The organism is Catellatospora sp. IY07-71, from assembly GCF_018326265.1.
Taxonomy (GTDB): domain Bacteria; phylum Actinomycetota; class Actinomycetes; order Mycobacteriales; family Micromonosporaceae; genus Catellatospora.
The window spans coordinates 6,057,626-6,080,031 of record NZ_AP023360.1; the positions used below are offsets into that span (position 1 = coordinate 6,057,626).

The 22,406-nt window shown below is 69.2% G+C and carries 20 protein-coding genes and 2 pseudogenes; 13 read left to right on the forward strand and 9 right to left on the reverse strand.

Annotated features, from left to right (window positions below):
• Positions 1-3: 3 nt before the first annotated feature.
• Complete coding sequence (locus CS0771_RS27000) at positions 4-447, forward strand: transposase (protein ID WP_244871052.1); 444 nt, start codon at positions 4-6, stop codon at positions 445-447.
• Here CS0771_RS27000 and CS0771_RS39750 read toward each other — a convergent pair.
• Positions 425-949: a DinB family protein gene (locus CS0771_RS39750; protein WP_212843618.1), complete on the reverse strand. Its 525-nt coding sequence runs from the start codon at positions 947-949 to the stop codon at positions 425-427. The two genes, CS0771_RS27000 and CS0771_RS39750, sit on opposite strands and share 23 nt — an antisense overlap.
• Positions 950-1,193: 244 nt before the next feature.
• On the reverse strand, positions 1,194-1,553 hold the full coding sequence (locus CS0771_RS27010) for a TetR/AcrR family transcriptional regulator C-terminal domain-containing protein (protein ID WP_212843619.1): 360 nt from the start codon (positions 1,551-1,553) through the stop codon (positions 1,194-1,196).
• A gap of 291 nt (positions 1,554-1,844) precedes the next feature.
• On the opposite strand from CS0771_RS27010, the gene CS0771_RS27015 reads away from it, so the two are divergent.
• Complete coding sequence (locus CS0771_RS27015; protein ID WP_212843620.1) at positions 1,845-3,122, forward strand: ricin-type beta-trefoil lectin domain protein; 1,278 nt, start codon at positions 1,845-1,847, stop codon at positions 3,120-3,122.
• Positions 3,123-3,775: 653 nt separating this feature from the next.
• On the forward strand, positions 3,776-4,351 hold the full coding sequence (locus tag CS0771_RS27020; RefSeq protein ID WP_212843621.1) for a hypothetical protein: 576 nt from the start codon (positions 3,776-3,778) through the stop codon (positions 4,349-4,351).
• 174 nt (positions 4,352-4,525) lie between these two features.
• Here CS0771_RS27020 and CS0771_RS27025 read toward each other — a convergent pair whose 3' ends face one another.
• From CS0771_RS27025 to CS0771_RS27035, 3 genes are all read right to left on the reverse strand, one after another.
• The gene (locus tag CS0771_RS27025) at positions 4,526-6,964 is read right to left on the reverse strand and encodes a hypothetical protein (RefSeq protein ID WP_212843622.1); all 2,439 of its coding nucleotides are present in this window, start codon (positions 6,962-6,964) and stop codon (positions 4,526-4,528) included.
• Positions 6,961-7,194: a hypothetical protein gene (locus tag CS0771_RS27030; RefSeq protein ID WP_212843623.1), complete on the reverse strand. Its 234-nt coding sequence runs from the start codon at positions 7,192-7,194 to the stop codon at positions 6,961-6,963. The genes CS0771_RS27025 and CS0771_RS27030 overlap by 4 nt, the downstream gene beginning before the upstream one ends.
• Before the next feature lie 213 nt (positions 7,195-7,407).
• Positions 7,408-7,968, reverse strand: a complete 561-nt coding sequence (locus tag CS0771_RS27035) for an SMI1/KNR4 family protein (RefSeq protein WP_212843624.1) — start codon at positions 7,966-7,968, stop codon at positions 7,408-7,410.
• A gap of 78 nt (positions 7,969-8,046) precedes the next feature.
• Here CS0771_RS27035 and CS0771_RS27040 point away from each other — a divergent pair.
• A pseudogene (locus tag CS0771_RS27040) lies at positions 8,047-8,463 on the forward strand (transposase); the annotation flags it as partial.
• Between the two features lie 126 nt (positions 8,464-8,589).
• Here CS0771_RS27040 and CS0771_RS27045 read toward each other — a convergent pair.
• Positions 8,590-9,684: an IS630 family transposase gene (locus CS0771_RS27045; protein ID WP_212843625.1), complete on the reverse strand. Its 1,095-nt coding sequence runs from the start codon at positions 9,682-9,684 to the stop codon at positions 8,590-8,592.
• A gap of 151 nt (positions 9,685-9,835) precedes the next feature.
• Here CS0771_RS27045 and CS0771_RS27050 point away from each other — a divergent pair, with 151 nt between their 5' ends.
• Genes CS0771_RS27050 through CS0771_RS27060 form a run of 3 tightly spaced genes read left to right on the forward strand, consistent with a single transcriptional unit; the run spans position 9,836 to position 12,018 of the window.
• Positions 9,836-10,315: a winged helix-turn-helix domain-containing protein gene (locus tag CS0771_RS27050; protein WP_212843626.1), complete on the forward strand. Its 480-nt coding sequence runs from the start codon at positions 9,836-9,838 to the stop codon at positions 10,313-10,315.
• Positions 10,312-10,890 (forward strand): transposase, encoded by a 579-nt coding sequence (locus CS0771_RS27055; RefSeq protein WP_244871053.1) that lies wholly within the window; start codon positions 10,312-10,314, stop codon positions 10,888-10,890. Before CS0771_RS27050 ends, CS0771_RS27055 begins: the two co-directional genes overlap by 4 nt.
• 51 nt (positions 10,891-10,941) lie before the next feature.
• The gene (locus CS0771_RS27060; protein WP_212843627.1) at positions 10,942-12,018 is read left to right on the forward strand and encodes an IS630 family transposase; all 1,077 of its coding nucleotides are present in this window, start codon (positions 10,942-10,944) and stop codon (positions 12,016-12,018) included.
• On the opposite strand, the gene CS0771_RS27065 is transcribed toward CS0771_RS27060, so the two are convergent.
• Complete coding sequence (locus CS0771_RS27065; protein ID WP_212843628.1) at positions 12,015-12,332, reverse strand: hypothetical protein; 318 nt, start codon at positions 12,330-12,332, stop codon at positions 12,015-12,017. The genes CS0771_RS27060 and CS0771_RS27065 overlap by 4 nt on opposite strands.
• Before the next feature lie 500 nt (positions 12,333-12,832).
• On the opposite strand from CS0771_RS27065, the gene CS0771_RS27070 reads away from it, so the two are divergent.
• The 3 genes and pseudogenes from CS0771_RS27070 to CS0771_RS27080 all read left to right on the forward strand — a co-directional run bounded on the left by CS0771_RS27070 (position 12,833) and on the right by CS0771_RS27080 (position 14,666).
• A complete protein-coding gene (locus CS0771_RS27070; RefSeq protein ID WP_212843629.1) occupies positions 12,833-13,186 on the forward strand; it encodes a TMEM175 family protein in 354 nt (117 codons plus the stop codon).
• A 114-nt stretch (positions 13,187-13,300) separates the two neighbouring features.
• Positions 13,301-13,480, forward strand: coding sequence for a hypothetical protein (locus CS0771_RS27075; RefSeq protein WP_212843630.1), 180 nt, complete (start codon positions 13,301-13,303; stop codon positions 13,478-13,480).
• Positions 13,481-13,506: 26 nt separating this feature from the next.
• Positions 13,507-14,666 (forward strand): annotated as a pseudogene (locus CS0771_RS27080) (alkaline phosphatase PhoX).
• A gap of 199 nt (positions 14,667-14,865) precedes the next feature.
• Here the strand turns inward: CS0771_RS27080 and CS0771_RS27085 are convergent.
• Positions 14,866-15,207, reverse strand: coding sequence for a metalloregulator ArsR/SmtB family transcription factor (locus tag CS0771_RS27085; RefSeq protein WP_212843631.1), 342 nt, complete (start codon positions 15,205-15,207; stop codon positions 14,866-14,868).
• Between the two features lie 190 nt (positions 15,208-15,397).
• Here CS0771_RS27085 and CS0771_RS27090 point away from each other — a divergent pair, with 190 nt between their 5' ends.
• The 3 genes from CS0771_RS27090 to CS0771_RS27100 all read left to right on the forward strand — a co-directional run bounded on the left by CS0771_RS27090 (position 15,398) and on the right by CS0771_RS27100 (position 17,791).
• Positions 15,398-17,215 (forward strand): phosphoenolpyruvate carboxykinase (GTP), encoded by a 1,818-nt coding sequence (locus CS0771_RS27090; RefSeq protein WP_212843632.1) that lies wholly within the window; start codon positions 15,398-15,400, stop codon positions 17,213-17,215.
• Between the two features lie 99 nt (positions 17,216-17,314).
• Complete coding sequence (locus tag CS0771_RS27095; RefSeq protein WP_212843633.1) at positions 17,315-17,521, forward strand: DUF2795 domain-containing protein; 207 nt, start codon at positions 17,315-17,317, stop codon at positions 17,519-17,521.
• Between the two features lie 57 nt (positions 17,522-17,578).
• Positions 17,579-17,791 carry a hypothetical protein gene (locus CS0771_RS27100; RefSeq protein ID WP_212843634.1) on the forward strand — a complete coding sequence of 71 codons (213 nt, stop codon included), beginning with the start codon at positions 17,579-17,581 and terminating at the stop codon, positions 17,789-17,791.
• 274 nt (positions 17,792-18,065) lie between these two features.
• Here the strand turns inward: CS0771_RS27100 and CS0771_RS27105 are convergent, their stop codons facing one another.
• A complete protein-coding gene (locus CS0771_RS27105) occupies positions 18,066-21,680 on the reverse strand; it encodes an alpha/beta fold hydrolase (RefSeq protein ID WP_212843635.1) in 3,615 nt (1,204 codons plus the stop codon).
• Positions 21,681-22,406 lie beyond the last annotated feature (726 nt).

Sequence of the window (22,406 nt, forward strand, 5' to 3'; positions counted from 1 at the left end):
CTCGTGGCCGAAATCGAAGGCGAGCTCAAGGGCCTGCCCAAACGGATCGGGGAGCCGATCCTGGCAGCGTGGCACGCCAAGGAGGACCTGCTCGACCTGCTGGCCACCGCCCGCACCCATCCCAACCGCAAGGACATCGCCGACCTGTTGTGCCGGTTCTACCGCCGTTGTGCCGAGTCCGGCCTACCCGAGCTGGAAGGTCTGGCCACTACGGTGCAGACCTGGTGGCCGGAGATCCTGGCGTTCATCCGCACCGGGATCACCAAAGCAGGCTCCGAGGGCACCAACCGGGATCAAGACCGTCGCCCGGGACGCGTACGGCTTCCGCAACCCGGTCAACCAGCGGCTACGCGCCCGCTGTGCCATGATCCGGCGAGGCCGCGGACATCTTGCCCCTCGCTGACTTCGTTGACCCGAGATGTGGCTATCCGCTTACGTGCGAGTTAGACCTGCGCGCAAGGACATCTCGAAGTAGGTCGAGATGCCCGCGGTGCTGGGCAGTTTCCTCGATCATGTGCACGAGAATCCACCGGAGACTGACGGGCCCCGCTCCAAACGACGGTTTCGCTGCGCGGTGGCTGAGATTCGGGCACGTGGAGGCTGCGTGCCGACTCCTTTGGCATGCAGCGACGTACAGCGCACGCAGCTCGGGGACAGAGTCGTCGCGGCTGAAGTGGAACTCCCAGCCTGGTTGCGTATCATGCGGCGCTGAAGCCCAGGGCTCTGGCATGGGTACCCCGAGAAGCTTCTCCTGGAACCAGCCATCCTCCACGCGTGCTAAGTGCTTGATGATGCCTCCGATCGTCAGGTTTGTCGCCGGCAGAAGCTGGGCAGCCGCGTCGTCATCACTGAGTCCGTCGAGTGCGCTCAGGACGCAGTAGCGATGAAAGTCGAGGAACTGTTCCAAGGTGTCGCGCTCGTCTGCGGCGATGTCGGGGAACCTGACCACTCGGCGAGTGTTTCATATCTGCACTTGCGGCCGCTGGCCCGAGTTGTGGCCGGGCCAGGGCGCCAAGCAACCAACATCGGCAACGGGCTGACCGGGAGCGCCATGGCGCGCAGCGCAGTTACGCAGCGTGCCGTTGCGCCACCATCCGGCCGCGGCCATCTGGACCCCCGCTAACTTCGTTGACCCGAAGTACGCGGCGATGGCGGTCGGGTGCCGCCGGGCGACGCGGCCATGTCGAAGTCTTTCACCGCGTCCGCGTCCGGGCGGGGGCCTGCTCCGCCAGGACGTGACCGACCGGGAAGCGCTCGACGGTCAAGACGATCACGCGGGCCTCTCGCACCGGGATACCGTGCGCCACCAGGGTGCTTATGGCCTGCTCGGAGATGTCGGCCATGGTGCGGGAGAGCTGGGAGGCGGAGACGGCCCGGGCGCCGTCGGGGTGGGCGAGCAGTGCCCGCCGGAGCCGCTGCGCGAGGCCGTCCAGCCAGTCTTGCCGGCACTGATCGGGCTCGGGCGGTGACAGGTCGCCGAACTGCGCCCGGAGCGCAGCTGTTCGCTGGTGGGCTCGAACTGGCGGCTCGGTGTGGTCGCTGCTGGTCGTCACAGGCCCGCGGCAGGAGCGGTGTGGACGTCGAGCGCGGGCGACGGCGCGGGCACCTGACCGGAGCTGGGCGGTCCCGATTGAACATTGACACTTTTCGTTCCTCCAGTGATAGTAAGTGCACACTGTTCCCATCGGGTTTCTGGCCTGTGGCCGGCGTAGCCGAGAGATCGACCCCTTCCTCCCCGTCGCCGGCCAGCTCGGCCTGAGCCAGACTCCACGCCGGCCCACCGTCGCAGCCGTCGATGCGTCATACCCGAGGGAGCGCCCCACCGGCCGCCCTTGGAGGGTGGAATGAGAAAACGAACAAGGGTCAGCGCTGGGCTGGCGTCAGTCGTCGTCGCAGCCACGACCGCGATCATGGCGTTCAGTCCGACCGCGGCAGATGCCGCAGTCGGCGGATCCGGCCCGTACCCGGCCGACTACGAGACCTCGAGCACGCTGCCCAACCACACCATCTACCGCCCGCAGACCTTGCCGAGCGAACGCATGCCCGTGTTCGTCTGGGGAAACGGCGGCTGCTCCGGTAACGGCCTGGACCAGCAGAACTTCCTGCGCGAGATCGCCTCGCACGGCTTCCTGGCCATCGCCAACGGCGCTCCCGGTGGATCGGGCAGCACCAACTCGTCGATGCACACGGCGTCCATGGATTGGGTCGTGTCGGAGAACAGTCGGCAGGGCAGCAAGTACTACGGAAAGATCGACACCTCGAAGATCGCCGTGGCCGGCTTCTCGTGCGGCGGCCTGGAGGCGTACGCCGTCGACAACGACCCACGGGTCACCACCGTCGCCATCTTCAGCAGCGGGTTGCTCAACGACGGCGATGACTACCAGCTGCGGCGACTGACCGTGCCGATCGCCTACTTCATCGGCGGACCCAGCGACATCGCCTACGGCAACGCCATGGACGACTGGGGCAAGTTGCCGTCCGGCCTGCCCGCGTTCATGGGCAATCTCAACGTCGGACACGGTGGCACCTATGGCCAGACCAACGGCGGCGAATTCGGCCGCGTCGCGGTGCTCTACCTCAAGTGGCGACTGAAGGGCGACACCACCGCCGGCAGCAACTTCGTCGGCTCCAACTGCGGGCTGTGCGGTACCCAGTGGCAGGTGCTGCAGAAGAACCTCACCCTCGGCCCCCCGCCGAGCAGCCCGCCGCCCAGCCCGCCGTCGAGCAGCCCGCCACCTGGCTCCACCGGCCCACTCCGCGGCGTCGCATCGAACCGTTGCCTGGATGTCAACGGGCGCAGTCAGTCCGACGGGGCGCTCACGCAGATTTGGGACTGCAATGGCGGTACCAACCAGACGTGGACGGCGACATCCAGCAACCAGCTGACTGTCTACGGCAACAAGTGCCTCGATGCCGGGGGCACCGCCGCCGGGACCCGGCTCCAGATCTGGACCTGTCACGGCGGAGCCAACCAGCAGTGGCGGCTCAACTCCGACGGCACCATCACCGGCGTTCAGTCCGGCCTCTGCCTGGACGTGACCGGCGCGGGCACCGGCAACGGCACGGCCGTGGTGCTGTGGACATGCCACGGCGGCAGCAATCAGCGCTGGACTCGATCCTGACCCGCAACTGAGCGCACGAGTCGGCAATGACAAATCCGGGGTTGGGAATCCCGACCAGGGATTCCCAACCCATGCCTGTACCCATACTCCAGGCCCGCCCTGCCCTCGTTCGTCCAATCAGATGAAACCGAGCGGCAACCGGTACCGGGGTCCGGCTGCGCATGCCCGACGGCACCGTCGCGACGGAGGCTTACTAATGGCACGAGCCGGCCGGGGATACCCGGGCCAAGACCAGCCCCATCGCGCGCGTTCTGAGCTTGCTGGGCGGCTCAAGGCCGGACGGTTGCGACTGGCTGCGCAGCCGGCCTACGACGTCCCTGATCCGGCCAGCTTGGACGTCGACACGCTGTACTGGGGTCGCTGCGGTTCCTTCATCCGCTTCTTGACCCGAGAACGGCAGTCGCGAGACCTCGACCAGGTAGCCGCCGTTCTCGCGGTGCCCGCAGTCGGGGGCGTAGCAGTGCGCGGCCCGATGAGTCACGCTGTCTACCGGCTCGGAGCCGTGCGTGTGCCACACGCAGCATCACAGGCACCAAACCTTGTGGCGTCCTCCGTCTTGGTCAGCCGTAGTCGGCACATTCCACTACATGCCGCTGGAGTACTAGCGCCAGCCGCCCGGGGTGGGTTGGCTCGCTGTGTTCAAAGATCGTCTGGTGCCAAGGTTCGACGAGGTTGCATGCGTTCGTGAGACCAGGCCGATGACGGGCATATGGAGCCTCATTGGGCCGGCAATCGGCGCCTTAGCCACAATCGTGGGGGTACTCACTGGGAGCCACATCGGCAACCGCTCGCAGGAGCGGAACTGGGCGAGAGGGGCATGCCGCGATGCGTGCGGTGACGTCCTTGCGAGCTACGCCAGGATTCACGATGATTTCAGCTTCTGGGCGCGGCGTTCGAAGGTGCCAGAGATTGACTGGCCGAGCTGGAACCGTGCCATGAACATGCTTCGCCTGGTGGGTCCGCCCGAGCTGGTACAGGCGGGCGATGCGGTGGATAGCGAGTTCTGGCTCATCGAGGCCGAACTCGTTGCCGGCAAGCTCGGCCTCGACAACTGGCTTCAGATGCAGGCGAAGCTCGAAGCCAAGCATCTTGCCTTCATCAACGCGGTGCGACGCCATCTCTTGCCCGGCAGCCTCGATCTCATCACCGCAGTCGGCAGGCCAGGGCCAGAGAGTCCCATTTGGCACAAGCCTGAGCAGGACATGACGTCCAAGCCCGGAGAGGAATAAGGCCTGGCTAGTGTGCGAGTGGGTGCATCGGCTTCGCCCGTAGCAGGTAGCGGCCGTGCCAGAACCGCGACGAGCCGCCGTGCAGTCGGATGCGGCCGACCGATGCCACCGGGCTCGATGGCGTCGGTCGGCCGCCTTCTGCGCACAGCCACCAGCCTGAGGCGAGCTGCGCGATCATGCCTGGGCGAGCACGGCGTGCAGGTCCCGGGCGGCGGTGACGTACCCGCTGCCACCTCCCCGGGCCGCGACCTCGGCCAGCCCGGCGATGTGGCCGCGCCGGCCGATCGCCCGCGCGCATCGGGTGGCGAGCTGCAGGATGTCGGCGATGCCGGGTCGGGGCTTCGGCGTGGTCAGGAGGTGGGGCAGCGCCCCGGCGCAGATCTGCCAGACGGCGTCGACGGCCCCCGCCTCCGCCGCGCTGCGCAGGGTGTCGGCCGCCCGGTCGAGTTTGATCGAACCGGCTGAGACGCAGTCGCCGAGGTCGTCGCCGACCTCGAGCCAGTTCACGCCCGTGCCGAAGCCGATGATCGCGTCGACCGTGGCCACCCGGTCCACTGCCTGTGGCGCCGTCATGCCATAGACGAGGGCGAGGCTGGTCGCGGCACCGGTCGGCCCGTGCGACTCGGCGAGCAGCGGCAGCACAGCCGCCGAGCCGTGGGCGCCGCCGCTGCTGTCGGCCGACATCGCCAGCCGCGCGAGGACCCATCCGGCGACGACGTCGCGGTGTGACGGCAGCGCCCCGGCCCACAGCCCGGGCGACGACATCCACGGTAGGAAGAGCGGCCGGTCGTGCGACGGCAATGTGAGGATCGCGGTCTCCACTGGATCGGTTCCTGGGGGCGGGGTGATGGCGACGGCGACTCGGCGGTCGGGCAGGTCGGCGAGCCAGGGATATTTTCCCTTGTGGCCGTGCTGCTCGACCCGCGTGATCACCGGGTCGGGGTGGCCGTCGCGCAGCCGACGGGCGAACGCGAGCCCGGCCGGGCCGGTCAGGCGGTCGGCGCGGCGGGCGATCGCTGGTTCGATCTCGGTACGCGGAATCCGCAGCAGCGCCTGCGCCAGGTCCCCCGGCCACGGCTGCCAGCCGTCGCGTTCGGCTCGTTCGAGGCGGTCGAGCAGGACGGCCGGGTCGAGATGGCCGTTGATCTGCGTGGGCGTTGCGATGAGGAATGGCACCGGCTGCCGCGTGAGCTGCCGTTCGATGTCGAGGAGCCGCAGCTCCGTCACGGTCTCCGGTGATTGTTTGGTGCGGTTGAGCAGATGGGCGACCGCGACGTCGTCCGGGAGTCCGACGAATGCATCGTTCAGCCTGCCCGGGACGGTGTCGAGCAGCCCGTACAGGACCTTTGCCAGGAGCAGCCGGGGGCCGGCGACCCACTGGTTGTCCAGGCTCCCCTCGTGTGCATGCACGACCGGGCCGATCGCTGCGGCGAGCTCCGCGCGGCTGCGCCGGTGCCACTCGACCAGCCCGGCGAGCACACGTTCGCGCGCGGCGATGGACGGGTCCCCGCTGAGCATCGAGGCGAGCTCCTCCGCGAGCTCCGCCAGACTCGCGATCGGCGCCGGGATCTCGGGAATCACCGCGGCTGGTGGCGGCGCCGACACCAGCGTGCCCGCTTCGGCCGGCTCCTCCAGCAGGGCGAGCAGCTCGGTGGCGCGGCTGGGATGGCGTTTGGCCGCCTGGCGCAGCCAGGTCGCCTGTGTCTTGAGGAAGCCCTTCTCGGTGCGGCTCAGCGCGACCGGGGCGAGGCCGACCAGCGTCTCGGCGTCGAGCAGCCCGGCTTCGTCGGCTGCACGCAGGCTGCGCTGGGCGGCTGCGGCCGCGGTACCGAGGTGAGCGCTGAGGAGCGGGATGTAGTCCGCGACCCGGCCGGCTACTTCTTCCGGCGTGGGTGAAAGCTGATCGTGCAGTGTGACGTACGCGCGCAGCTGTCCTGGCCGCCCGCCGCGCAGCAGCCGGGCGAGGCAGCCGTCGAGCAGCATCGCCCGGATGGCCGGGTCCTCGCCCGCGAGCCGGATCATGGATGTGTTGAAGCCGGTGCCGAAGAACGTGAACTCCAGCAGGGCACCCATGTCGTCGGTGGCGAACAGCTGCGGTAGCAGCCGCTGGGCGTAGTCGCCGCGGGTGAGGGCGGCGTAGGGGTCGTGGTGCGCCCTGATCCAGGAGATCCAGCCGCGGGTGAAGCCCTCGGTCTGCGGTGCCTGCAGCCCGGCCGCCCTGGCCAGCGCGTCGACGATCAGCCATTCCGCGGCCGACGCTCCTTGGGTCTGTGCCCAGAGCCGGGCGAGTTCGCCGAGCCACGGCACGCCCCGAGCCACGAGCAGTTCGGCGGTCTGCGCCGGCAGGTCACTGCGCTGCCAGCGCAGACTGCCCCGGTTCAGCGCACTCATCGCCTTCTTGGCGGTCGGCGCGCAGCCGAGCAGCGCCAGTCCGCCTGCCGCGGCCAGGCGACCGTCCATGCGGCCGCCCAGCCCTTGCCTCAGGTAGGCGCCGACGGCCGCGAACGCGGCCTTGCGGTCACGTTCCGACGCTGCCATCAGGTGCGCGTGCACCCCCTGCACGTCACGTTTGTTCAGCGCCGTGGCCAGTTCGGCCGGGAGCGGGGCGGTCACTGCGCCACCTCGGCCAGCGCTCCCCGGGCGATGAGCGCCGCGAGCCGGTGGAAGTATCGGGTACGCGCGACGTCGACGACGGCGAGCAGGCTGGCGGCGACCGGCCGCGGAGTCGTCATGAAGCCTTCGAAGAACCGGGGATTCGCGCTGAGCCCGCCGGACGTCTGCAGGTCGAGGCCGTCGGCGGTGAGACCGGACGGCCCGGCGTGGGCGTAGCTCGTCGTCGACATGGCCGGGAAGATATCGGAGCCCGCCGACAGCCGCCGTCCGGTGGATCGCGGACAGGACGGCAGCGCTGGTCAGGTCAGCGGGAGCCTGGTCCGCCGAGCAGCCCCATCTGATGGGCACGTCGGCGTAGGTTCAAAGATCAAATCCATGACGGTCCGGCACCGACGCCCGAAGGTTGCCCGACGGGGCTTCCACCGCAGGCAGCGGGCCGTGGGTCATGCGACGTCGAACCATTCGTTGCCGGCAGCCCAGTGCTTGACCCACCCCGCGAAGCCAGGCTCGCCCGTGGTGTGGCCGAACTCCGCCCCGAACGGCATCGCACCCTCACCACTGATCCACCAGATGTGCCCGCGATGCGGCCCGTTGACGATCAGGTGCCAGTACATGCCGCAGCCGTCAGTGCCGAGCACGACCGAACCGTGGCTGAAGACTGGGTCCAGCAGCCGATCAAGCTCCTCAACCGGCCGGTTCTCGCCCTCCCACAACCACGGTGAGGTAAGCGGAAAGGGCTGGCTCAAGTCGCGATCGGGCCAGTGCGTGGCCCAGTCGGAGGGCTGGGAGGCAAGCCCGATCAGGCCGTACTCCGGCGGCCCGGAGTGCGAACCGTCGGAGATCTCGGCGACGAACGTCCGGTACGGCTCCGGCAGCACTACGCCGTGCTCCTGCTCGAAAGCGGCCACAGCGTCCCAGCCCAGCGCGGACTCGCCGTCGTCATCGACATCCAGCGCGGCACGAATCGCCGCCAGGTCATCGGGGTCTGCCAGCTCAGTGTTCACGCGCCATTTCATACCAGCCGACAGCACACAGCTCTCACCCGCGTACTCCAGCCCGCCTGAGGAACCGTCCAGGCCGCCGGCCGCGCCGCGGCGCTAACCATCCAGTGGCGCGAGGGTTCCAAAGGCCAGATGTCGTCGAAGTTCGTGCTGCTACGGATCCGCGTGGCCGGGCGCCGTCCGCGCCTTGCCATGGCCGACGACGGCACCATCGGTCTGACCTGGCTGATCGCCCAGTGGCCCGACGATGAGGCAGAGCCGGTCAAGTACTGGCTGTCGAACCTGCCCGACGACACCCACCCGGCGACCCTCGTCCGGCTGGCTAAGATCCGGTGGCGGATCGAGCACGACTACCGCGAACTCAAGACCGGCCTCGGCCTGGACCACTTCGAAGGCCGGTCGTTCACCGGCTGGCACCGCCACGTCACCCTGGTCACCGCCGCACACCTGTTCATCACCACACTGCGCCAAGACCCAAAAGCGGATGCGCCGGCCTGACCCTCTACAAGGTCATCGGCGAACGCCAGCTCCTCCTCGCCACCTGGACCGGCGCCTGCCCCACCTGCCGACGATAGATTAGAACCGTCCGCCGCAAGCGCCGGCCGCCGACCTAACAAAGCACTACTAGTGTGCTGAGTCTTTGATTCGTTTGCAGTACGCGGCGAGGCTGGCGAGGATCTCGTCGGCGGTCTTGGTCCACACGTACGGGCGTGGCTGCTCGTTCCACATGTCCAGCCACGCCCGGATGTCCTTCTCCAGCGCGGTGACGCTGCGGTGGACACCGCGACGGATCAGCTTGTCGGTGATCTCGGCGAAGAACCGCTCGACGAGGTTGAGCCAGCTGGCGCCGGTCGGGGTGAAGTGCAGGTGGAACCTCCGGTTGCGCAGCAGCCATCGCTTGACCGCAGGGGTCTTGTGCGTGGCGTAGTTGTCGAGGATCAGGTGGACGTCCAGGTCCTGCGGCACGGCGGCGTCGATGCGGCGCAGGAACCGCAGGAACTCCTGCTGCCGGTGGCGGCGGTGGATCGAGCCGATCACCTTGCCGCTGGCCACGTCCAGCGCGGCGAACAGGCTCGTCACCCCTGCACGCAGGTAGTCGTGCGTGCGCCTTTCCGGCACGCCCGGCTGCATCGGCAGGACCGGCTGGGACCGGTCCAGGGCCTGGATCTGCGACTTCTCGTCCACGCACAAGACGAGTGCCCGCTCGGGCGGGTCCAGGTACAGGCCGACGACATCGCGGACCTTCTCCACGAACAGCGGATCGGTCGACAGCTTGAACGTCTCGGCCCGCCAGGGCTGCAGTCCGAACGTGCGCCAGACCCGCGAGACCGTCGACTGCGACAGCCCGGTCGCGGCGGCCATGGACCGGCTCGACCAGTGGGTCGCGTTGCGGGGCTTGGACTCCAGGGTCGCCACGACGATCCGCTCGACGTCGGCGTCGCTGACCGTGCGGGGCCGGCCGGGCCGGGGCTCGTCGAACAGCCCGTCGAGCCGGTCGGCGACGAACCGTGCCCGCCACGTCCCGACCGTCGGCAGCGATACACCCAGCAGCCGCGAGACCTCGCTGTTGGACATGCCCTCTGCACAGGTCAGCACGATCCGTGCCCGCATCGCCAACGCCTGAGCCGTGGTTCGCCTGCGAGTCAACGCTTCCAATGCCTCGCGCTCGACGTCGGTCAACTCCAGCAGCGCGAGCTTCGGCCCACGACCATCACCCATACCAGAACTAACAGCAAATTACGGACTCAGGACACTAGACACTTTTCGCAGTGGGGGTCTGGTCCGAGTCCACTTTGAGGCTTTCGGGTGATCGCGGCTGTCGTCGGTGGTCGGGTGTGCTGGTGGCATGCGGTACGGCGATGGTGGTGGAATGGACGCGGCTGGCCGGGCCAGGCGTGAGCGGCTGCGTGGGCGTGCGGCTGAGCTGTTTGCGCAGGGTGTCGGCGCGGTTGAGGTCGCCGCGGCGCTGGAGGTGTCGACGAAGTCGGCCTACCAGTGGCGGCGGGCCTGGGTCGCCGGTGGCGTGCGGGCTCTGGCGTCGCGGGGCCCCTCAGGTCCGGATCCGATGCTGTCGGATGAGCAGCTGGAACGGTTGCGGGCACGGCTGGAGCAGGGGCCGGCGACGGCCGGGTACGGCCAGGACCAGCGGTGGACTCTGGCGCGGGTGGCCACGTTGATCGGGTCCATGTTCCATGTGCGGGTGGGCCTGACCACGACGTGGCAGGCGATGCAGCGCCTGGGCTACACCTCGCAGCTGCCCGTCCACCGGGCCGCAGAGCGTGACGAGCAGGCCGTCGCGCACTGGCGGCGCTACCGGTGGCCTGGGCTAAAAGAGTCGCGCGTCGGTTGAACGCCTGGATCTGCTTCGCCGACGAGTGCGGGCAGACGCTGCGGCCGGCCAAGGCCGCTACCTGGGCTCCGCGCGGCCACACTCCGGTGGTGTCGGTGACCGCGGCCGGCGGTGTGCGGGTGTCGGTGGCCGGCATGGTCTGCTACCGGCCGGGCGAACGCAGCCGGTTGATCTATCGGACGATGCTGCACCGCGGCCGCAAAGGCGAGCCCAAAGGGTTTCGCGAACCCGACTTCGCCAGTCTGCTGGATGCCGCCCATCAGCAGTTGCGTGCGCCGATCGTACTGGTCTGGGACGGGTTGAGCACGCACCGGTCGGTGAAGATGCGGGCGCTGGTCGCCGCCAGGCCGTGGCTGCGCGTCTACGCGCTGCCCGCGTACGCGCCGGAGCTCAACCCTGTCGAAAAGGTCTGGTCGGCGATGAAGCGCGGCCTGGCCAACCTGCCCGCCCGCACTGCGGGTGCCCTGCTTGAGGCGGTGAAGAACCGCCTCAAGCGCATGCAGTACCGACAGAACCTCATCGACGGCTATTTCGCTGGAACGGGTCTATCTCCACCAGCCCCGACCAGACCCTGACCGCGAAAGGTGTCTAGTGTCCTGAGTCCGTAATTTGCTGTTAGTTCTGGTATGGGTGATGGTCGTGGGCCGAAGCTCGCGCTGCTGGAGTTGACCGACGTCGAGCGCGAGGCATTGGAAGCGTTGACTCGCAGGCGAACCACGGCTCAGGCGTTGGCGATGCGGGCACGGATCGTGCTGACCTGTGCAGAGGGCATGTCCAACAGCGAGGTCTCGCGGCTGCTGGGTGTATCGCTGCCGACGGTCGGGACGTGGCGGGCACGGTTCGTCGCCGACCGGCTCGACGGGCTGTTCGACGAGCCCCGGCCCGGCCGGCCCCGCACGGTCAGCGACGCCGACGTCGAGCGGATCGTCGTGGCGACCCTGGAGTCCAAGCCCCGCAACGCGACCCACTGGTCGAGCCGGTCCATGGCCGCCGCGACCGGGCTGTCGCAGTCGACGGTCTCGCGGGTCTGGCGCACGTTCGGACTGCAGCCCTGGCGGGCCGAGACGTTCAAGCTGTCGACCGATCCGCTGTTCGTGGAGAAGGTCCGCGATGTCGTCGGCCTGTACCTGGACCCGCCCGAGCGGGCACTCGTCTTGTGCGTGGACGAGAAGTCGCAGATCCAGGCCCTGGACCGGTCCCAGCCGGTCCTGCCGATGCAGCCGGGCGTGCCGGAAAGGCGCACGCACGACTACCTGCGTGCAGGGGTGACGAGCCTGTTCGCCGCGCTGGACGTGGCCAGCGGCAAGGTGATCGGCTCGATCCACCGCCGCCACCGGCAGCAGGAGTTCCTGCGGTTCCTGCGCCGCATCGACGCCGCCGTGCCGCAGGACCTGGACGACTACGCCACGCACAAGACCCCTGCGGTCAAGCGATGGCTGCTGCGCAACCGGAGGTTCCACCTGCACTTCACCCCGACCGGCGCCAGCTGGCTCAACCTCGTCGAGCGGTTCTTCGCCGAGATCACCGACAAGCTGATCCGTCGCGGTGTCCACCGCAGCGTCACCGCGCTGGAGAAGGACATCCGGGCGTGGCTGGACATGTGGAACGAGCAGCCACGCCCGTACGTGTGGACCAAGACCGCCGACGAGATCCTCGCCAGCCTCGCCGCGTACTGCAAACGAATCAAAGACTCAGCACACTAGAGGCCGGCGATGAACGTACCTAAGTCGCGGTGGTTCATCCGCAGGCCGGCAGCATGTGCCCGGGCGTAGTCGGCCGGCGTGAGCCGTGACCTGACCGCCTTGACATTGCGCGGGCTGTCGAACGGGTTCTTCGGGTCCAGGGCGTAGCCGGCCCGCCCACCCAGCCCCTGCACCGCACCCAGCAACACCGCGCCGTCGGCGGACCGGCCGGTCATGGCAAGCGTCCCGGCGAGCAGGTGCAGGCAGGCCAGCCAGCCCGTCATGTCTTCCTGCTCGCCGAGGTCTCGCTGCCGTTCGGGCCAGCTCGTATGCATCGTCGAACGCTCCGGTGTCTATCGACAGGTTCGCCTTGAGGGACCGGGCCGAACTGGCGGCCCGATGGAAGCCGGCGAGCGTCGCGATCCGGATCGCCTCGTCGAGGTCGCTCGCCGCGCCTGCCAGGTCACCGCGGGCCCGAGCGAGGGACCCGGCGATGACCAGGACTGTCCTGCGCCGCCGCGGCTGCCGTACTGCTACGGCTCGACACCACCCTCAGCGCTGGAGCCCGCGCTGGACTCGGGGCAGCCGCCCTGATGATGCTGGGGGCGACGGAGACCCGGCAGAGGCAGCTGCGCCGGGCGCAGCCCACCGAGCCCCATCCCGGTCTCGTCCTCGTCGCGGTGGCTGCTGTCGCGGTCGCAGGCAGCTGCCTGCTACTCGACGGCCGCTGACTCGATCTCGCCCTGCGGCGGTGCGAGTCAGTACTCGTCCGGGGCAGTTCAGCGGTTTGCTGATTGTCATGACGCCGACTGGGCCAGCGCTCCAACATCTAGTCATGAACGACGAAGAACGCAGGCCGGACGCACGGCCTCGGACGCTTCGCACGTCGCGGCTGGAGGCGTTCAGCGACGGTGTGTTCGCGATCGCGATCACACTGCTGGTCCTGGAGATCGCGGTGCCCGAAGCCCCTCAGCAGGATCTGCTGCGGGCCCTTCTCGACGAATGGCCGTCGTACCTGGCGTACCTGGTCAGCTTCGCGACGATCGGGGCGATCTGGCTGGCCCATACGGCGATCACGGAATATCTGCACCACGCCGACCCCTGGCTCATGCGCTTGAACCTGTTGCTGCTCATGGTCGTGGCGTTCCTGCCGTTCCCCACGAAGCTGCTCGCGGACAACATCGGATAGGACCCCGCCGACCGCGCCGCGACCTCGGCGTACGGGCTGTTCCTGCTGCTGTCGGCCGGGCTGGTATCCGCGGTCTGGCGGTACGCGGTACGCGGCGGACTGGTCCAGCCGGACATGGCCGACCGGGACGTGCAGATCCTCACCAGGCGCCTCACGCCCGGCATGGCCGGATATGTTGCGTTCATCGTGCTGGGCATCTTCCTGCCCGTCGCAGCCGTGCTGGGTTACCTCGCGGTGGCCGTGCTGTACCTGGTGCCGATAGGCCTGGGTCGGCGCCGGACCACACCGTCGTAGCGCACGAAACCGAGCGGAAGAACGTGATGCACCGCCGCAGGCTGCTGCAGGCTGGCCTGGCCGGGTTCCGCGCGGCCGCCTTCGCCGGGGTGCTGTGGCAGCGGATGTTCGCGACCGCGGCACCGTCGGTGGAGGGTCCGTACGATGCATTGCGTTCCGCCGACGCCAACGGCGTCGACCCGCCCGCCGGGGTCACCAGCCGCATCGTCGCGCGTTCCGGGCACCCCGCGCCCGGAACCGGGTACGACTGGCACCGGGCGCCCGACGGCGGCGCCTGCTTCGCCGACGGGGCCGGCTGGATCTACGTGTCGAACTCGGAGGTCCCGGCCGTGGGCGGCGCTTCGGCGGTGCGCTTCGCCGCGGACGGGTCGGTCGTCGCGGCGTACCGCATCCTTGGCCGCGACCGACGTCAACTGCGCCGGGGACCCCTGGGCACGTGGCTGTCCTGCCAGGGGGTGTCGCACGGTCGGGTCTTCGAGACCGACCCGCACGGCCGGCGGCCCGCCCGCGAGCACCTGGCGATGGGCCGGCTCAAGCACGAGGCGGCCACCTGCGACCCCGACCGGCGCGTCGTCTACCTCACCGAGGGCGAGGAGGACGGCTGCTTCTACAGCTTCGCACCCGACGTCTAGGGCGCCCTGGTCCGCGGGCGGCTGCAGGTGCTGTGCGCCCCGCCCGGCACCACGTCTGGGCCGGTCACCTGACAGGACCTGCCCGACTGGGTGGGCTGGCCGGTGCTCACCCGCGACCAAATGCCCGCCGTGCTGCGCTTCGACGGCGGCGAGGGCTGCTGGTACGAGCGGGGCGTCTGCTACTTCACCACCAAGGGCGACGACCGGTGTGGCCGTACGCCGCCGGGGACGCGACGATCGGGCTGGCCTACGACGCGGCGCGGGCGGGCGACGACCCGTCGTTGACCGGAGTGGACAACCTGACCCCGCTCGCCCCGCAACGCCGATCTGTACGTGGCCGAGGACGGCGGCAACGTGGATATCAACGTGATCTCCGCGTACGGGTCGGTGGCGCCGTTCCTGCGCCTGCCCGGCCAGGACGCCTCGGAGATCACCGGCCCGGTGTTCAGCCCATCCGGCGATCGGCTCTACTTCTCGTCGCAGCGCGGCCCCAGCGGGTGCGCTCGGGTTTGGGCGGCATCACGTACGAGGTCACCGGCCCGTTCCGGAGCTGACGGGTAGAGGGATCGAGATCCACACTGCCGTGGCACGCTGTTCACCCGCTGCAACCAAGGTTGATGGCCCGACGGCGGCACCGTCGGTGGTCGGCGGCGCGGTGATGGGCCGGGCGTGTCAGCCGGGCACGAGAGATGGGAAGCCCGCCTGACACACCCGCCCAGTCCAGGGGCGGCTTCAACGCATGAGCCGCCGCGTCTATCGAGCGCCTGCCTGCGCGGCACGCAGGTCGTCGAGCAGCTCGACCTGGTTGGCCAGAACCTCGGTTAGGATGCGCCGGGCGACGGCGAGCAACTCGGCCACCTCGGGGCTGACCAGGGAGTAGTACACCGTCGAGCCTTCCCTGCGGGTGACGACCAGGTTCATCTTGCGCAGGACTGCCAACTGCTGGGACAGATGCGCCGACTCCAGGCCGACCTCGGGCAGCATCTCCCCGACCGAGTGCTCCCGCTCGGACAGCAGCTCCAGAACCCGGATGCGGGCGGGGTGGGCGAGCGCCTTGAAGAACTCCGCCTTGGCTTGGTACAGCGGCTTCGTCATCTGTCCACCCCCTTCGTTGCAGGAACCGTACCCGTCCGGGCGAGTCGTCCACGCCTGGGCGGCTCGGCAGGTCGTCATGTGACCTTTTCGCGTCACCGCCCCAGATTACACGACCTAGCAGGTTGCTAAAGTTAGCAACTATGAAGGACGGCGTTGTGGTGCCGCCCTCGCTCTGAAAGGCAAGTGATCGATGACTGTGGCAACGACGCCCGGCCTGGCCCCTGCCCCGACCACTCATTCGCGGCTGCTGGCATGGGTTGCCGAGGTGGCGGCGCTGACCAACCCGGCTGAGGTGGTGTGGTGCGACGGCTCCGACGAGGAATGGCAGCGCCTGACCGGCCTGCTCGTCGACGCCGGCACGTTGGTGCGGCTGGCAGACGAGCACAAGCCGAACTCGTTCTGGGCCCGCACAGATCCCTCGGATGTGGCACGGGTGGAGGAGCGCACGTTCATCTGCTCGGTCGACCCCGATGACGCCGGCCCGACCAACAACTGGATGGCTCCGGCGGAGATGAAGCAGCTCATGACCGAGCTGTACCGTGGCAGCATGGCTGGGCGGACCATGTACGTGGTGCCGTTCTGCATGGGGCCGCTGGACGCCGAGGACCCGAAGTTCGGGGTGGAGATCACCGATTCGGCCTACGTCGCGGCCAGCATGAAGATCATGACCCGGATGGGGACCCCCGTACTGGACGTGATGGGCGAGGACGCCGAGTTCGTGCCCGCGCTGCACTCCGTCGGCGCGCCGCTGGCCGCGGGCCAGCCGGATGTGATGTGGCCGTGCAACGACACCAAGTACATCGCCCACTTCCCCGATACGCGTGAGATCTGGTCGTACGGATCCGGGTACGGCGGCAACTCGCTGCTGGGCAAGAAGTGCTACAGCCTGCGTATCGCCTCCGTGATGGCCCGCGACGAGGGCTGGCTGGCCGAGCACATGCTCATCCTCAAGATCACCAGCCCGCGGCAGACGGTGCACTACATCGCCGCCGCGTTCCCCTCGGCCTGCGGCAAGACCAACCTCGCCATGCTGGAGCCGACCATCCCCGGCTGGAAGGTCGAGACCCTGGGCGACGACATTGCCTGGATGCGCTTCGGTGACGACGGCCGCCTGTATGCGGTCAACCCCGAGTACGGGTTCTTCGGCGTCGCACCGGGCACCGACCACACCACCAACCCCAACGCGATGCGCACCCTCGCCCGAGGCAATTCGCTGTTCACCAACGTCGCGTTGACCGACGACGGCGACGTGTGGTGGGAGGGCATGGGCGCGCCGCCGGCGCACCTGACCGACTGGCACGGTCACGACTGGACCCCGGAGTCCGGCACGCCGTCCAGCCACCCGAACTCGCGATTCTGCACCCCGATCAAGCAGTGCCCGATCCTGGCACCGGAGTTCGACGATCCGCGCGGGGTGCCGATCTCGGCGATCCTGTTCGGCGGGCGGCGCAAGACCACCGTGCCCCTCGTGGCTCAGTCGCGGGACTGGAACCATGGGGTGTTCCTGGGCGCGACCCTGTCGTCGGAGACCACCGCCGCGGCCGTCGGCCAGGTCGGCGTGGTGCGCCGCGACCCGATGGCCATGCTGCCGTTCATCGGCTACAACGCCGGCGACTACCTCAACCACTGGCTGCGCATCGGCGCGGGCGCCGACCAGCACAAGCTGCCGAAGATCTTCCAGGTGAACTGGTTCCGCCGCGGCGAAGACGGCCGGTTCCTGTGGCCCGGGTACGGCGAGAACTCCCGCGTGCTCAAGTGGGTCGTCGAACGGCTCGACGGCACCGCCGGCGCTGTCGACACCCCCATCGGCCTGGTGCCCGACCCCACGGCGATCGACACCGACGGCCTCGGCATCGCCGAGGCCGACCTCGCCGAGGCGCTGCGCGTCGACCCGCTCGAGTGGGCGGAGGAGGTTCCGCAGATCGAGGAGTGGTTCGCCCGGCTCGGGCACAAGCTGCCTGCCAAGTTGTGGGCGGCACTGGACAGCCTGAAGGCCGGGCTGCACTAGCCGCACCTCCCCAATGATCGTGGCGTGGCCCGCCGCACCCCTCCTCCTTCCCCGAGCGGCGGGCCACGCCACCCCCGACAACCGACAGGAGAAACACCAGTGACCGTGACTCGTATCGAGCTGGCCAACCACATCGAGGCCGCGTTCACGACCGGGCCGGCCACCCGCGACGAGCTGCTCGCGTTCGCCGCGGGCAGCCACGCCCGGCCGGACGTGATCGCGGTGATCAGGACTCTGCCGGAGCGCCCCTACCCGGCCATGCGCGACCTGTGGACCGACCTGGCCCACATCCCCATCGGCGAGTGACCCGCCGCCGGTGCCACGCCGCGGCGCTGGGCACCGAAGCGATGGATGGAGGCGGCCATGGCGTCCTCAGGCATGCGGCCCGCGCCCCGGCAGGGCTGTGTCCACGTCGACGTGTGCACCCGTGGCGAGGTCGATCCCGGCTTCGTCGACCTCGCCCGCCACGTGGTCATCGCGGTCGTCACGGCGCACAACAGCGCCGCTGGGCCGGTTCGGCTACGCGTCAGCACCGTCGGTGCCCCACCAGCGTCGCCCTGCGGCCAGCCGGAGTGATCCCAAGGTCAAAGCTGTACTCAAAGCGAAGTTCTTCTGCTCCGCGCGCACGCGGGGGGGATCCCGCCTACCGGCACCACCTGCAACTCAAAGCAACGACCTGGCCTACTCCATCGACGCGATCCAGGGTTGCAGTATTACGCCGTGAGAGCCCGCACCGCTTTTAGGTGCTGGTCGCTGGCTGCACCGGCAGCAGTTACGCCACGGCCGTGACCTGGAGTACAGGATGCCTCCGGAGCAGCGCCCCGGAGGCATCCTGACATCGGCGGACGGGTCAGCTGCTCTCAGGCGCTCCCTCGATCATCTGGACTCTCAGCGTCTTGCGAGTGCCGTCGGCGAAGATGAGCGTGAAGTTGTACCAACTGGGTGTCGGCACTCCGTCCTCGCTGATGCTGACCGACATTCGACCGGTGGTCGGGCTGAACGAGATCGCGGACACGTTGCCCGCCCAGCTGATGCTCTTCACGACCGCCGGGTTGCTGATCACGTTTCCGCTGCTGTCCTTGACCTGCCAGGACACGTCCATGAAGCACATGTTGTACGGCAGCGGCGGCACCTTGCAGGTCGCGTTGAGGCTCGGCGTGCTGCTGCCCCCGGTCCAGAACCCGGTGAACGCGTACGGCCCGGCGGGCACCCCGAGGTTCACCGTCACCTGCTGCTGGCAGGTGGCCGCGTTACCGGAGTCGTCCCGGGCGGTCCAGGTCACCGTGGTCAGCCCGGACGGGAAGGTCGCCGGCTTGTTGTTGGTCACCGTCACCGTCGCATCGACGATGTCCGACGTGGCCGGGTTCCCCAGAGCCGGCGTCGCGGTGGTGACGGTCGCGTTCGGCGGGCAGGTGATGCTCGGTGCGGTCGTGTCCCGAACCGTCACCGACTGCACCGTAGTGCCGGTGCCGCCGTAGGTGTCGGTCCCGGTCCAGACGACGCTGTTGACACCCAACGGCAGCGGCGAAGGGGCGTTGTTGGTCAGCGTGACCGGGTCACCGTCCGGGTCCTCCGCCGAGGCCCCGGGCAGGGTGCCCGTGTAGCCGCCGGCGGTGTTGCCCTCGACCGTGACCGGTTCGATGTGCACCAGCGGCACCCGGTTGACCAGACCGGAGGAATGGAACGCCTCGGTGGTGTGGGCGCTGGGCAGGAATGCACCGTTGCCGGCGTTGTTGATCGGATACACCGACAGGTCCATCACCGTGTACGGCCCGTTCACGCCGCCGGCGGCGATGGCCGGCCAGGGGAAGTTCAGAGTGATCTGGTTCTGGCCCGCGGTCAGGGCGGCCGTCTGCTGGTGCTCGACGAGTTCCTGCCCGTTCGGCCCGACCAGCCGCGCGTTGATGGCATACGAGCCGCCGGCGTCCACCCGCACCCGGCCGCCGACCCGCAACTGCTCGGCGTACCGGTTGCTGTCCGCGTCGACCTGCTCATCGGTGAAACCCTGCAGGTCGATCTCGACCTCGAGGTGGTCGAACTGCGCGGCGGTGTAGCCGGACGAGGTGGCCTGGACGGTCACCTGGTCCAGCAGGTTCTGCTCGGCGTCGCTGAGCACCAGGTTGCCCAGCGTGTACGGCCCGTTCAGGCCGCTGCGGAAGATCGCCTGTCCGCCGAACCGCAGCGTCACCGAGCCGGTGCCGGCGCCGATCTCGGCCGTGCCGCCGGCCGAGCCGATGACCTGCCCACCCGCCGCGATCAGGTCGCCGGTCAGGTGGAACTCACCGCCCTGCGGCGCGGTGACCGGCACCGACACCTCCAAGGCGTCGAGTCGGCCGTCGGTGTTGGCGTCGGGTGCCAGCCAGGTGGCACCGGCGGCGACACCCCTGCCGTCGTCGGCTCCGACCGGCACCACCACGCTGGCGGTCCGCGCCCGGGTTCCGGTGGTCCACGCCGCGACCGTGTACGTACCGGCGCCGGCCGGGGTGAACGTCGCCGACCAGGTGCCGGTGCCGGTGCCGGCCGCTGCGCCCTCCGCGACCTCTGCCCCGGCACCGTCGAGGACTCGGTAGCGCACCGGCTCGCCGGCGACCGCCTCGGTCAGCGTCATCGTCGCGGTGACCGGCGATCCGGCCGTCGGCAGCCCCGCCGGACCGGCGACAGCCAGCTGCCGTGTCGTCGCCACCGAACCGACGGCAGCCGCCTTCACCTGCGCACCAGTCGAGTTGTGCAGGGTGACGGTGCCGGCACCCCCGGTGGTCTGCGCCACCAGCACCGGCTCGCCGAACAGCTGACCCGTGCTCAGCGGCTGGCCCTTGTAGCTGCCGGTGACACCGGGCTCGGTCAGGATCAGGACCTGCGCGGTGCTCGCGGCCTCCAGCGCGAGCGGGATCTGTGCGGTGCCACCGGCGGGGATGGTGGCGGTGCCGATGTCGACGAGTTCCACCGGATCGCCCGCCGTGCCGGCCATGGCCCGCAACCCGCTGGACTCCTCGATGCGGTAGCAGGCGTACTGGGCGGCATAGGCGTGGCAGAGGCTGCGTCCGAGAGCGCCGCTTCCTGTCTTGATCAGATCGCCGTGGTTCTGCGGGAAGATCGGTTCCAGCGAGGTGTGCACGCCGCCGTGCGAGCCGTTGCGGTCCATCCAGCGGACACTGTCCACCGCGACCACCCCGTCGCTCTGCCCGGGAACGTACACGGACGTCAGGTCCCACCCTTCGCCGGCGATGGTGGCGTACTCGGTGCCGGCGGCGTGGTCGCGTACCTGGACGTTGAAGACGTTCTGCATGTAGCTGGTCTGCAGCTGATAGAGGCCGTCGGCGGGTCCGTCGCACGGGCCGAACTTGTGGCCGATGATGAGGATCAGCGCTTCGTACTCGTTCGGGTCACCGTCGTAGCTGTTCTTGATCTCGCAGAGATGGTCGGCGACGGGGCTGCCGCCGTTCGGAGTGCCGATCATGACAACGTTGCGGACGTCGCCCGGATGGAGCCAGGCGTACCGGCGCGAGTTGAGCCCGCCCATCGAATGGGCGACCAGATTGATCTGCTCCGCGCCGGTGTCGCGCTTCAACGCGGCGATGGGCTCGCGCATCATGAGCTCATTGAGGTACGTGCTGCCGTTGAAGGTCAGCGTCGGAGTGATGATCTTCCCCGCCAGCTGCCATACGTTCTCCTCGTAGAACGCCTTCATGTCGAGCATCGCCTCGCCCGTGCTGATGATGCCGTGCATCAGCGCCACCGGCAGCACGTCGCTGGACAGACGCAACTCCGCCCAGTCGATCGACACCGCCCACGTATTCGTGCCCGGGTTCGCGGTATCGATCAGGACGGTGAAGTCGTTCACCGCGACCTCGCCCGGCCCGGCCGGGAACTTCAGCTTCGAGGCGTCGATGTGGAAGGAGACGGTGCTCCACTGATCGTGCGCCCCGGTCAGGATGCCGTAGCTGGGCGCGTCGATGGCATGCCCGTTGACGCCCACCCGGTCCACCTCACCGCCGACCGCGTAGTCGTCGTCGACGTCCCAGGCGCGCAGAGTCAGCAGCGCTTTGCGGTCGGCGTACGCGTGCCCCGCGGCCGGGTAGCCCTCGGCGGTCACCGGTCCGGCGTAGCGGTCGACCAGGATCGAGAAGTCGAGCGGGCCATCGCTCTCGTACATGTACCGGTCGAGGTCACAGCCCTGGTCCACCCGAAGCACGCCGGTGCCCGTCGGGTCGGTGTACTTGCTGGTCTGGCAGTCAGGCAGGGCCATCGTCGTGCCGGCAGCGGCCCGCTGTTTGGCACTGGGCCGCACCGGCTTCGCACCCGGCATCGGGCGGGCGTGTCCCCGGGGTGCGCCGGCGGCGGTGTCACCGCCCTTCGGTTCCTCCCATGGTCTGGCCTGAGCGGGTACGGGAGCCAGCGACAGCGCTACCACCACTGCGGCAGCGGCCAGTCGGCTGAACACAGGTAGATTCATTGATCTTCCCATCGTCGGATGGGAGCCGACACTACGGAATGATCTACGACGATCCCATGGCCGATCGGGCGATGTGGATCGAAGCAGGGAATCGGCATCCGTGTCACGCCGATCGGACGGTCAGCCGTCGTCGCGGTCCGATGACATCGCGGGCAGCGGCGCGAGAACCTACTGCGGCCACCGGATGATGCAGGTCGAGAGCCCGCCGGCGATCGCGCGCGTCCGACGTCAGCGGACGATCGCGCGATGGTGGCATGCGCCGGCCGGCCGCCGCCCTGTGGCCGTGAACGGCCCGCGTGTATGCGCGATGTACACGGATTGTATGTCGCCCGGCGTGTTCGGCCCCTCCCCCGCTCCAGTGCCACCGGCGACACTCGACGCCACGGCTCGCTTCGGGGTCGCGCGCCGACCGACCAAGCCCGGCGCCGCCACGGCATGTCCCAGCCGCCGGCCCGACGACACCCGCTCCCGGCGCAAGCCGAATTGGCCGCCCTCGACGGGTTCGCCGCAGCCGTTGCCCTCACCTGACCCGCGGCCACACCGCCGTACGCCCTACCGTCACTGCTGGCCGCGGCGGTGGCAGCCACCGCCCTCGCGACGCTGACAGCCCCGCTTCCGGCGACAGCGCCCTCAAGGGTCGAGCGGGTGCCCTCATGGCGTGCACCCCCGCTGCCATGTGCTGCGTCTGGAACCGCGGAGCTGACGGCGCCGCCCATCCGAGACCACCGACCGTCGCCT